Consider the following 11,868-nt stretch of genomic DNA (forward strand, 5'->3'; position numbering starts at 1 on the left):
AATCAGGTCCTCTCCGTTTTGCTTAGCCACATTTCATCCATCCCGCCCCCACGAATCTGCATCGGGTAGACATGCTCACTGCCGTCGACGGTGACGTCGACAAACACCAGGCGATGGTTACGCACATGCTCCAGCGCTTCACCCAGCTTGCTCTCCAGTTCATCTGGATGATTAATCTGGATACCGATATGCCCATAAGCCTCAGCAAGGCGCACAAAATCGGGCAGCGACTGCATGTAAGACTGGGAGTGACGCCCGGAGTAGATCATGTCCTGCCATTGTTTGACCATGCCGAGATAACGGTTGTTAAGGTTGAGCACCAGCACCGGCAGTTCATACTGCAGCGCCGTCGACAGCTCCTGGATGTTCATCTGAATGCTGCCATCCCCGGTGACGCACACTACCGTTTCATCCGGCAATGCCATTTTCACCCCTAACGCCGCAGGTAAACCGAATCCCATCGTGCCGAGGCCGCCTGAGTTAATCCAGCGACGCGGTTTATCGAACGGATAATAAAGTGCGGCAAACATCTGATGCTGGCCAACGTCAGAGGTCACATACGCCTCCCCTTTCGTCAGACGCCAGATGGTTTCAATCACCGCCTGCGGCTTAATGCTTTCGCTTTGCGTGTCGTATTTCAGACACTGACGGGCGCGCCAGTGCTCAATCTGTTGCCACCAGTCACGGTTATCATCCAGTGGCTGCTGTGATTTCTCCTGCTCCAGCAGTTCGAGCATTTGATCCAGCACCAGACGGGCATCACCCACAATCGGAATATCCGCAGTAACGGTTTTAGAAATAGAGGTCGGATCGATGTCGATATGCAGCACGGTCGCATTCGGACAATATTTTGCCAGGTTATTCGTCGTTCGATCGTCAAAACGAACGCCGACAGCAAAGATCACATCGGAATGATGCATGGTCATATTCGCTTCGTATGTACCGTGCATCCCTAACATGCCCAGCGCCTGACGATGTGTGGCCGGAAACGCGCCCAACCCCATTAGCGAGGAGACAACCGGCAGATTCAGCGCTTCAGCAATCTGAGCTAACTGCTCATGGCAAGCAGCATTGACCGCGCCACCGCCCACATAGACAACCGGTTTCTTCGCCGCGACCAGCGTCTGTAGCGCCCGTTTGATCTGTCCTTTATGTCCCGTCGTCGTCGGATTATACGAGCGCATACTCACCGAGTCCGGCCAGCTATAAGGCAGTTTCTTCGCCGGATTCAGAATATCCTTCGGCAAATCCACCACCACCGGCCCAGGACGACCGCTTGCTGCCAGCCAGAAGGCTTTTTTCAGCACCTGTGGGATATCTTCCGTTTGTTTGACCAGGAAGCTGTGTTTTACCACCGGGCGGGATATACCTACCATGTCGCACTCCTGGAAGGCATCGTAGCCAATCAGCGACGTTGCGACCTGTCCGGAGAGGATCACCAGCGGAATGGAATCCATGTATGCCGTTGCGATTCCGGTAATCGCGTTGGTTGCCCCCGGTCCGGAGGTAACTAATACGACCCCCACTTCTCCCGTGGCACGCGCCAGGCCATCAGCCATATGTACCGCCGCTTGTTCATGGCGGACCAGCACATGATCAATACCACCGACCGTATGCAGCGCATCATAAATATCGAGGACGGCCCCCCCGGGATAACCGAATACCTGCTTCACACCCTGATCGATGAGCGATCGGACGACCATCTCGGCTCCAGACAACATCTCCATGGCTTGCCTCACTCTTATAATGAATTACGGTTTAACAACACATTAACCGCTGACGATGACGCATGGCAATTGACTCCGAAGGGGTGTCACTGGAGTAAATAAGAATAAAAAGGAGGAAAGACGCGAATAAACGGAGAATTAAACCAGCATAAGCAATCAGTATGATAAATAATCGCTTAAAAATGGGAACTTACAGCAATTACTCTATTTTTTGACACTTTTGGACAGACGTAAAAAATAGAGTTCAGCATAAAATTTCAGTTATAAAGACAAAAGCAGAATAAACAGGATGTATTGTCCGGTTTACTCTGCCGAGTGCTACTGCTTACAAACGGAGACTAACAGCTCTTCCATCCATTGATGTCCTTTATCCCGGCCCGCGGCTTCATGCCAGGAAAGATAGCATGTGCGGCTGTTCAATTTTAACGGTAAAGGTAAGATCTGTAGTTCTAAAGAATCGGCAAATTCTTCTGCTAACCAACGCGGCGCAATAGAGACCAAATGCGTTTGCGACACAATATTAAGAACGCTAATTAATGCCATGCCCTGATAAGCTACGCAGGATTGTTTATCCGGTGTGTCATACCATGGTTGGCTGAATGATGCGAAGCGATCAAGTGACACCACCGCATGCTGTTCATTATAGACATCGCTTTCCAGTAACGGACCACTAATGCGCGGATGCTTTTTACTTGCGACTAACACCATTTCGTCATTGAATAACGGAATACTGGTAAATTCAGGACGACGGAATTCTTCATAGCTAATAACGAATTCTGTTTCCTGGTAACGTAATTGATGCTCTGTATTTTGATTGAGTGAAGATTTAAATACGACATGAATGTTTGGCGCTACTTGCTCAACCCGATTATAAATCAACGACGTCAGAATATTATCCAATGGGCTGCATACGCAAAGATTGAATACGCGCTCGCTGCTGGCTGGCTCAAAACCCGATCCAGGCAGTTCATTTTGCACTAATTGCAATGCCTGGCGAACAGAACCAAATAGCTGGAAAGCTCTTGCTGTCGGCTGGATACCGCGTCCATAACGAACAAAAAGCTCATCATTAAACATCACTTTCAGGCGCGCGACCGCATTACTGACAGCAGGTTGCGACATTCCTAAAGTATGCGCGGCACGGGTAATATTTTGTTCTTGCATCACCGCATCAAAGACGGTTAATAAATTAAGATCAACCATGCGAAGCTGTGGCTTCCCCATATCTATAATATTTGTTTTATCTATTATTTTTACTTCTGGCATATTTAACTCCACTGTCACTCTAAACTCCCTTTTCCCAGACGGAGTGAAGAAATAATCTCCGTTAATATGATTTACCATACATATAAGATGAGAAAAAGAAAAAACATTAAAATTAGGAAAACATAAAGGTACAAACCTAAATGAACAAAAAACCAATGCGAGCGCAGTGTGGCAGGTGTCACTGCACGGTGATTCATATGTTTAAATTTCAAAAACAATATAACCATAAGCATGGCGAATATACAATCATACGTATCGTGAATACGTATTTAAGTTTTAATTAAATGTTTATATTATTAATACATTAAAAGTTAACATTAATTTATCAATTATGTGGAGTCATACCGCACATAGCCATTCACGATTACTATAAAAACAGTCAAATCATAAAGATATGAAATCCCAAGAGCGACCTTTTCTTCAGTTCGCCGTTACAATAAATGCAAATAATTATGCTCAAATATGTCAAACCATGAAAAGTATGTACAACCATCAACTGATTAATTTTATGTACTCCGCAAAATTCAGCACAATTCGCTTAAGTTTTGCAGAAACTTCTCCCCTCAAGTAAGGCATTTGCAGGGGTGAGGGTTGACATCAGTCTTCATATCCAGTACCACTAAAAGCATATCGCATTCGCCTGGAGCTTAATTGATGACTTACATTGCTCGTTTTAACGGTCTACTACTACTAAACGCATCTTCATTGCGCGGTAGACTGGTGGACGACATTCAGCATTAAGTCAGCTCCAGTTAAGACAAAAACCCGCGCCGTTGCGCGGGTTTTTTTATGCTCGAAGCAAGGCGCCCTAAGAAACCAAGGACCTAAACCATGAGCCAGCAAGTCATTATTTTCGATACCACCTTACGCGATGGTGAACAGGCGTTACAGGCAAGCCTGAGTGTGAAAGAAAAACTGCAGATTGCGCTGGCCCTTGAGCGTATGGGCGTTGACGTGATGGAAGTAGGTTTCCCCGTTTCTTCACCGGGCGACTTTGAGTCAGTTCAGACCATTGCTCGTCAGGTTAAAAACAGCCGCGTTTGCGCCTTAGCACGCTGCGTAGAAAAAGATATCGACGTCGCAGCAGAATCGCTGAAAGTCGCTGAAGCTTTCCGTATTCATACGTTTATCGCCACCTCGCCGATGCACATCGCGACGAAATTACGCAGTACGCTGGATGAGGTCATTGAGCGCGCGGTCTACATGGTTAAGCGTGCGCGTAATTATACCGATGACGTGGAGTTCTCCTGCGAAGATGCAGGCCGTACCCCTATCGCCGATCTGGCTCGCGTGGTTGAAGCTGCCATTAACGCGGGTGCTAAAACCATTAACATCCCCGATACCGTCGGTTACACCATGCCTTTCGAATTTGGGGCAATCATTTCTGGCCTGTATGAACGCGTACCAAATATCGATAAAGCCATCATCTCCGTACACACCCATGATGATTTAGGTTTGGGCGTCGGCAACGCGCTGGCAGCCGTTCACGCCGGAGCGCGTCAGGTGGAAGGCGCGATGAACGGTATCGGCGAACGCGCCGGTAACTGCTCACTGGAAGAAGTGATCATGGCGATCAAGGTGCGTAAAGATATCCTGAATGTACAGACCCGCATCAATCACCAGGAGATCTGGCGTACCAGTCAGTTAGTCAGCCAAATCTGCAACATGCCTATTCCGGCAAACAAAGCCATTGTCGGTAGCGGCGCCTTTGCCCACTCCTCCGGCATCCATCAGGACGGCGTACTGAAAAACCGTGAAAACTACGAAATCATGACGCCTGAATCCATTGGTCTGAACCAGGTACAGCTGAACCTGACCTCCCGTTCCGGACGCGCCGCGGTGAAACACCGTATGGATGAGATGGGATATAAAGAAAATGAATACAGCCTGGACAACCTGTATGACGCATTCCTGAAACTGGCGGATAAAAAAGGTCAGGTATTTGATTACGACCTGGAAGCGCTGGCCTTCATTAATAAACAGCAGGAAGAACCAGAGCATTTCCGTCTGGATTACTTCAGCGTGCAGTCCGGCTCAAACGACATCGCCACCGCCTCCGTCAAGCTGGCCTGCGGTGACGAAGTCAAAGCCGAAGCGGCGAACGGTAACGGTCCGGTCGATGCTATTTATCAGGCCATCAACCGTGTAACTGAGTACAACATCGAACTGGTGAAATACAGCCTGACCGCCAAAGGGCACGGTAAAGATGCGCTGGGTCAGGTGGATATCGTTGCCAACTATAACGGTCGTCGTTTCCACGGCGTCGGTCTGGCGACGGATATCGTCGAATCTTCTGCTAAAGCGATGGTGCATGTGCTGAACAACATCTGGCGCGCCGAAGAAGTCGAAAAAGAATTGCAACGCAAAGCTCAGAACAACGAGAACAACAAGGAAACCGTGTGATGTCGAAGAATTATCATATTGCTGTTTTGCCGGGTGACGGTATTGGCCCGGAAGTGATGGCGCAAGCCCTGAAGGTACTGGACGCAATCCGTAACCGTTTTAACATGCGCATTACCACCAGCCACTACGACGTGGGTGGTGCCGCGATCGATAACCACGGTCAGCCGCTGCCACCTGCAACGGTTGAAGGCTGTGAACAAGCTGACGCCATTTTGTTTGGCTCCGTTGGCGGCCCGAAATGGGAAAACTTACCGCCAAACCAGCAGCCAGAGCGTGGCGCACTGCTGCCATTGCGTAAGCACTTCAAATTATTCAGCAACCTGCGCCCGGCTAAGCTCTACCAGGGGCTGGAAGCGTTTTGCCCTCTGCGCGCAGATATTGCCGCGAACGGTTTCGACATCCTGTGCGTACGCGAACTGACTGGCGGGATTTACTTCGGTCAACCAAAAGGCCGCGAAGGCAGCGGACAACATGAAAAAGCCTTTGATACCGAGGTTTATCACCGTTTCGAGATCGAACGTATTGCGCGTATCGCGTTTGAATCCGCTCGCAAACGTCGCCGTAAAGTTACCTCGATTGATAAAGCTAACGTACTGCAAACGTCTATTCTGTGGCGCGAAATCGTCAATGAAATTGCTAATGAATACCCGGACGTTGAACTGGCGCATATGTACATCGACAACGCGACTATGCAATTAATTAAAGATCCATCCCAGTTCGACGTGTTGCTGTGCTCTAACCTGTTTGGTGACATTCTGTCTGATGAGTGCGCCATGATCACCGGTTCAATGGGCATGTTACCGTCCGCCAGCCTGAATGAGCAGGGCTTCGGTTTGTACGAGCCTGCTGGCGGCTCCGCTCCGGACATCGCAGGGAAAAATATTGCCAACCCTATCGCCCAGATCCTGTCGCTGGCGCTGCTACTGCGCTACAGCCTGGATGCCAATGATGCGGCAACCGCAATTGAGAGCGCCATCAACCGCGCATTAGAAGAAGGCATTCGCACCGGTGACTTAGCCCGTGGCGCTGCCGCAGTCAGTACCGATGAAATGGGCGACATCATTGCCCGTTACGTCGCAGAAGGGGTGTAATCATGGCCAAAACGTTGTACGAAAAATTGTTTGATGCGCACGTCGTCTTTGAGGCGCAAAACGAAACCCCACTGTTGTACATCGACAGGCATCTGGTGCATGAAGTGACCTCTCCGCAGGCGTTTGATGGTCTGCGCGCGCATGGCCGTCAGGTGCGCCAGCCAGGTAAAACCTTTGCCACCATGGATCACAACGTCTCTACCCAGACCAAAGATATCAACGCGTCGGGTGAGATGGCGCGCATCCAGATGCAGGAGCTGATTAAGAACTGTAACGAATTTGGCGTCGAGCTGTACGACCTGAACCATCCGTATCAGGGTATCGTTCACGTGATGGGGCCAGAACAAGGCGTGACGTTGCCGGGTATGACCATCGTCTGCGGCGATTCCCACACCGCTACACACGGCGCGTTCGGCGCACTGGCGTTTGGCATTGGCACCTCTGAAGTTGAACACGTTCTGGCGACGCAGACCCTGAAACAGGGGCGCGCCAAAACCATGAAGATTGAAGTCAACGGTAAAGCAGCCCCTGGCATTACCGCCAAAGATATCGTGCTGGCGATTATCGGTAAAACCGGTAGCGCAGGCGGTACCGGACACGTGGTTGAGTTTTGTGGCGAAGCTATCCGTGCATTGAGCATGGAAGGCCGGATGACCCTGTGCAATATGGCCATTGAAATGGGCGCCAAAGCGGGTCTGGTCGCACCGGATGAAACGACCTTTAACTATGTGCAGGGTCGTTTACACGCACCGAAGGGCGAGGATTTTGACCACGCGGTTACATACTGGAAAACCCTGAAAACCGACGACAACGCGACGTTTGATACCGTCGTTACCCTGCAGGCAGAAGAGATCGCTCCGCAGGTCACCTGGGGAACAAACCCGGGTCAGGTCATCTCGGTGAACGATAATATTCCCGACCCGGCGTCATTTGCCGATCCCGTTGAGCGTGCATCAGCTGAAAAAGCGCTGGCGTATATGGGGCTGAAACCGGGTATTCCGTTAACGGAAGTGGCTATCGATAAAGTGTTCATCGGTTCCTGCACCAACTCGCGTATTGAAGATTTACGCGCCGCGGCAGAAATCGCCAAAGGGCGCAAAGTTGCGCCGGGCGTGCAGGCACTGGTGGTGCCGGGCTCTGGTCCGGTGAAAGCGCAGGCGGAAGCAGAAGGTCTGGATAAGATCTTTATCGAAGCCGGTTTTGAATGGCGTTTACCGGGCTGTTCCATGTGCCTGGCGATGAACAATGACCGCCTGAACCCAGGCGAACGCTGCGCATCCACCAGCAACCGTAATTTTGAAGGCCGTCAGGGCCGCGGTGGTCGCACGCATTTAGTCAGCCCGGCAATGGCCGCCGCTGCCGCCGTTACCGGTCATTTTGCCGACATTCGCAGCATCAAATAAGGAAACTACCATGGCAGAGAAATTTACCCAGCATACCGGCCTGGTTGTCCCACTGGATGCCGCCAACGTTGATACCGACGCAATTATCCCTAAACAGTTTTTGCAGAAGGTTACGCGCACCGGTTTTGGCGCCCATCTGTTTAACGACTGGCGTTTCCTGGACGAAAAGGGCCAACAGCCGAATCCTGAGTTCGTTTTAAACTTCCCGGAATATAAAGGGGCATCAATTCTGCTCGCACGGGAAAACTTTGGCTGCGGCTCTTCACGCGAACATGCGCCGTGGGCACTGACCGATTACGGCTTTAAAGTGGTGATCGCACCAAGCTTCGCCGACATCTTCTACGGCAACAGTTTCAATAACCAACTGTTGCCGGTGACCCTGAGCGACGCGCAGGTTGATGAAATGTTCGCGCTGGTGAAAGCCAATCCGGGCATTAAATTTGAAGTGGATCTGGAAGCGCAGGTGGTGAAAGCAGGCGATAAGTCCTACAGCTTTAAAATCGACGACTTCCGCCGCCACTGCATGCTGAACGGTCTGGACAGCATCGGGCTGACGCTGCAGCATGAAGCGGCCATCACCGAGTACGAAGACAAGCAGCCAGCATTTATGCAGTAATCTCTTCCGCTGGTCACCGCGCGGTGGCCAGCCCTTTCTCTTCGCCTAAAGCGTATCGCCGTAATAGATTTGGTAGCCAAGATTGACGCTGCCCGGCGCATCTTTCCCGTTCAAACGCTTAATCAGAATATCCGCCGCCGTTTTGCCAATCTCAAAGCGTGGCGTAATCACACTGGCGATTTTTTGCAGCCGCGCACGGCCAATTTCCAGCCCGTGGAAACCGGCAATCGCCATTTTTCCCGGCACATCGTACTGCTGTGCCTGACACTCCAGCAGCGCGCCAACCGCCAGGTCATCGTTGGTACAGAAAATAGCGTCAATATCCGGCTTTTCCGCCATCGCCTGCTGGAACATCTTGCGGCCCAGCGCCACCGACGAAATAGTCTTTGGCGCCAGGTGGTACGCTTCCAGTCCCTGCGCCGCCAGCGCTTTCTCGGTGCCGCGAAAACGGCTAAGGTCTCGGGGGTCATCCATCGAGCCAAAGAAAGCAATGCTGCGTTTACCGCTGTCGATAAAAGCCTGCGTCATTTCAAACGCGGCTTTTTCGTTATCAAACCCAACCTGAATATCAAGATACTGGCCGCTAATATCCATCAGTTCCGCCACCGGTACGCCACTGGCGCGCACGTACTGGATCATTCGCTCTGTATGCAGCTTTCCCGTGAGGATCAGGCCGTCGATATTGTAAGAGAGCAGGTTCAGCACCTCGCGTTCTTCACGCTCGGCATCATATTCGTAGTTGGCGATCAGCGTCTGGTACTGGCAGGCCGAGGTGACTGATTCAATCCCTGCCAGCACGTCGGCAAAGATCTGATTACGAAACGAGGGGATCAGCACACCAATGGTTTTGCTGCGTGCGTTGAGCAGAATTTCCGGGGCGCGGTTGGGGATGTAGTTGTTCTCTTCCATCACTTTCGAAATCAATTCGCGGCTTCGTTGCGACACCTGATTCGGATCACGCAGATAACGGCTGACCGTCATCTTATTCAGCCCGGCCAGATTAGCGATATCCTGTAATGTCATCCGATTGTTTTTCATGAGGTTCTCTACGACCAACAGCCCATTATGCTCGCAGAGAACCTTATCACAGCCGGTTAGCGACTGCACTCCTCGCTCAACCTTAACGCGTAGCCATCTCAGCCGACGGCGACGTGGTTTCATTTTGCGCACGAACGCAGTACATCAGCACCACCGACGCCAGCAGAGCAATCGCCATGAAGGTGTAGGAGACGCCCGGCCCGCCGGTCACACCGTTGAGGTAACCCACCAGCCACGCGCCGAGGAATGCCCCTAACGCGCCAAAACTGTTGATCATCCCCATCGACACGCCGGAGACGTTGCGTGGCAGCAGTTCGGGGATCAGCGCAAAGAACGGCCCGTAAGGCGCATACATACAGGCGGCGGCCACAACCAGCAGCGCGTAGGAGAGCCAGAAGGACTGGTTGCCCAACAGCCACGAGGCAAAGAACGCGATGGCGGCAATCAACAGCAGCGGCCAGATAAACAGCTTACGGTTCTGGAACTTATCGGACAGCCAGGAGACGGTCAGCATCAGGCAGATCGCCGCCAGATACGGTACCGCTGCCAGCCAGCCCACCGCCACGATGTCCATCTGCGCCGCATTTTTGAGGATTGACGGCATCCACATCATGAAGCCATACACCCCGATGCTCCACAGCGCATGCACCGCGCAAAGCATAATGACGCTGCGTGAACGCATCGCTTCACCGTAGTTACGCATCGGTTTGATGTCGCGCTGCTCGCGATCCATCGCCTGCTGTAATGCCTGTTTCTCCTGCTCGCTCAACCAGCCCGCATCCGCCGGTTTGTCGCGTACCAGAATCACCCAGCAGAACGCCCAGATCACCGCCGGGATACCTTCGATAATAAACATTTCGCGCCAGCCCCAGGCTTCAATCAGGTAGCCGGAGACTATCGACATCCACAGCACTGTGACCGGGTTGCCGAGAATTAAAAAGGTGTTGGCGCGCGAGCGTTCAGTTTTGGTAAACCAGTTGCTGATATAAATCAGCATCGCGGGCATCACTGCCGCTTCGACGATGCCGAGAATAAAGCGGATCGCCATCAGCGTTGGGATATTGCTGACAAAGCCGGTCGCCGCGGCACAAAGCCCCCAAAGGATCAGGCTGTAAAAAATCATTTTGCGCACGCTATGCTTTACGGCGTACATCGCGCCCGGCACCTGGAAAAAGAAATAGCCCAGGAAGAATAACGCGCCAATTAACGATGCTGTTCCCTGAGTAATCCCTAAGTCATGTTCAATACCGGCGGCAGCGGCAAAGCCGTAATTGGCGCGGTCGAGATAAGCTAAGCTGTAGGTAATAAAAATAATCGGCATTAAATACCACCAGCGACGCGCTGGCAGTTTTGCGAGCATATTCATACTCACTCCTTGGATTATTGTTTTATCGCTCAGGCCGCGCGTTGCGGCCCATTATTGATCAGACCGCGGCCAGCATGCCGCCGTCCACAAACAGAAGATGCCCATTCACAAAGTCAGAAGCGGGCGCGGCAAGATAAACCGCCGCGCCGATCAGCTCCTCCGGGTTACCCCAGCGAGCGGCGGGCGTGCGCTGGAACAGCCAGGCGGAGAATGCTTCATCGTTGACCAGCGCGGTGGTCATGTCGGTGGCGAAATAGCCGGGAGCAATGCCGTTGACCTGAATATTGTATTCCGCCAGCTCCACGCACATGCCACGGGTTAACATTTTGACCGCGCCTTTTGACGCCGCATATGGAGTAATGGTTTTACGACCTAATTCGCTTTGCATTGAGCAGATATTAATAATCTTCCCGCGGCGGCGTTGCACCATGTAGCGGGAAACCTGCTGCGACACCAGAAAGACCGATTTCTGGTTTACATCAATCACTTTGTCCCATTCAGCCTCCGGGAATTCGGTGAAGGGAAAACGACGCTGAATTCCGGCGTTGTTAATTAAAATATCAATGGCCCCAACTTCCTTTTCGATTTGCGCGATGGCGCGCGCAACCTCTTCCCCGTTGGTGACATCAAATCCATAGCCAACGGCGCGATAGCCTTCGGCAACCAGTTTGTCCGCCGCCGCCTGAGCGCGCTGCTGGGTAATATCGTTAATCACAATCTCAGCACCGTGCGCCGCCAGACCGTTGGCCAGCAGGTTACCAATGCCCTGAGCGGAACCGGTAATCAGCGCGCGTTTACCGGTCAGGTCGAATAGGTTCTTCATAAAAAACTCCTTTTTTAATAACTGTTACGCGTAACTGTATACGCGTAACAGTAGAAAAAAGAAGATCCAGGAAGAGGAAAATGATCGTTATGTGATCAACATTGCATTTACGTGCAAGATGAAAAAAAGAGGGAT

General features: G+C 51.7%; 10 protein-coding genes. 5 read left to right on the plus strand and 5 right to left on the minus strand.

Annotated elements, in window-relative coordinates; genetic code table 11:
• Window positions 1–2 precede the first annotated feature (2 nt).
• Together ilvI and leuO are read right to left on the minus strand one after the other, a co-directional pair.
• The gene (gene ilvI / locus ACHHZ7_RS06815) at window positions 3–1,727 is read right to left on the minus strand and encodes an acetolactate synthase 3 large subunit (RefSeq protein ID WP_020996230.1); all 1,725 of its coding nucleotides are present in this window, start codon (window positions 1,725–1,727) and stop codon (window positions 3–5) included.
• 318 nt (window positions 1,728–2,045) lie between these two features.
• Window positions 2,046–2,993: a transcriptional regulator LeuO gene (gene leuO / locus ACHHZ7_RS06820; protein WP_020996231.1), complete on the minus strand. Its 948-nt coding sequence runs from the start codon at window positions 2,991–2,993 to the stop codon at window positions 2,046–2,048.
• Between the two features lie 654 nt (window positions 2,994–3,647).
• On the opposite strand from leuO, the gene leuL reads away from it, so the two are divergent.
• From leuL to leuD, 5 genes are all read left to right on the plus strand, one after another.
• Window positions 3,648–3,734, plus strand: a complete 87-nt coding sequence (gene leuL / locus ACHHZ7_RS06825; RefSeq protein ID WP_048998978.1) for a leu operon leader peptide — start codon at window positions 3,648–3,650, stop codon at window positions 3,732–3,734.
• A gap of 90 nt (window positions 3,735–3,824) precedes the next feature.
• Window positions 3,825–5,396 carry a 2-isopropylmalate synthase gene (gene leuA / locus ACHHZ7_RS06830; RefSeq protein WP_008786191.1) on the plus strand — a complete coding sequence of 524 codons (1,572 nt, stop codon included), beginning with the start codon at window positions 3,825–3,827 and terminating at the stop codon, window positions 5,394–5,396.
• Entirely contained in the window at window positions 5,396–6,487 is a 1,092-nt protein-coding gene (gene leuB, locus ACHHZ7_RS06835; protein ID WP_003829570.1) for a 3-isopropylmalate dehydrogenase, read from the plus strand. The genes leuA and leuB overlap by 1 nt, the downstream gene beginning before the upstream one ends.
• Window positions 6,488–6,489: 2 nt before the next feature.
• A complete protein-coding gene (gene leuC, locus ACHHZ7_RS06840) occupies window positions 6,490–7,890 on the plus strand; it encodes a 3-isopropylmalate dehydratase large subunit (RefSeq protein ID WP_048227098.1) in 1,401 nt (466 codons plus the stop codon).
• 10 nt (window positions 7,891–7,900) lie between these two features.
• Entirely contained in the window at window positions 7,901–8,506 is a 606-nt protein-coding gene (gene leuD, locus ACHHZ7_RS06845) for a 3-isopropylmalate dehydratase small subunit (RefSeq protein ID WP_003829572.1), read from the plus strand.
• A 45-nt stretch (window positions 8,507–8,551) separates the two neighbouring features.
• Here the strand turns inward: leuD and ACHHZ7_RS06850 are convergent, their stop codons facing one another.
• The 3 genes from ACHHZ7_RS06850 to idnO all read right to left on the minus strand — a co-directional run bounded on the left by ACHHZ7_RS06850 (window position 8,552) and on the right by idnO (window position 11,733).
• Complete coding sequence (locus tag ACHHZ7_RS06850; RefSeq protein ID WP_032944294.1) at window positions 8,552–9,544, minus strand: LacI family DNA-binding transcriptional regulator; 993 nt, start codon at window positions 9,542–9,544, stop codon at window positions 8,552–8,554.
• Between the two features lie 82 nt (window positions 9,545–9,626).
• Window positions 9,627–10,910 carry an MFS transporter gene (locus ACHHZ7_RS06855; RefSeq protein WP_003829574.1) on the minus strand — a complete coding sequence of 428 codons (1,284 nt, stop codon included), beginning with the start codon at window positions 10,908–10,910 and terminating at the stop codon, window positions 9,627–9,629.
• 58 nt (window positions 10,911–10,968) lie between these two features.
• Complete coding sequence (gene idnO / locus ACHHZ7_RS06860; protein WP_008786186.1) at window positions 10,969–11,733, minus strand: gluconate 5-dehydrogenase; 765 nt, start codon at window positions 11,731–11,733, stop codon at window positions 10,969–10,971.
• Window positions 11,734–11,868 lie beyond the last annotated feature (135 nt).

Source organism: Citrobacter freundii complex sp. 2024EL-00216, from assembly GCF_043945515.1.
Classification (GTDB): domain Bacteria; phylum Pseudomonadota; class Gammaproteobacteria; order Enterobacterales; family Enterobacteriaceae; genus Citrobacter; species Citrobacter portucalensis.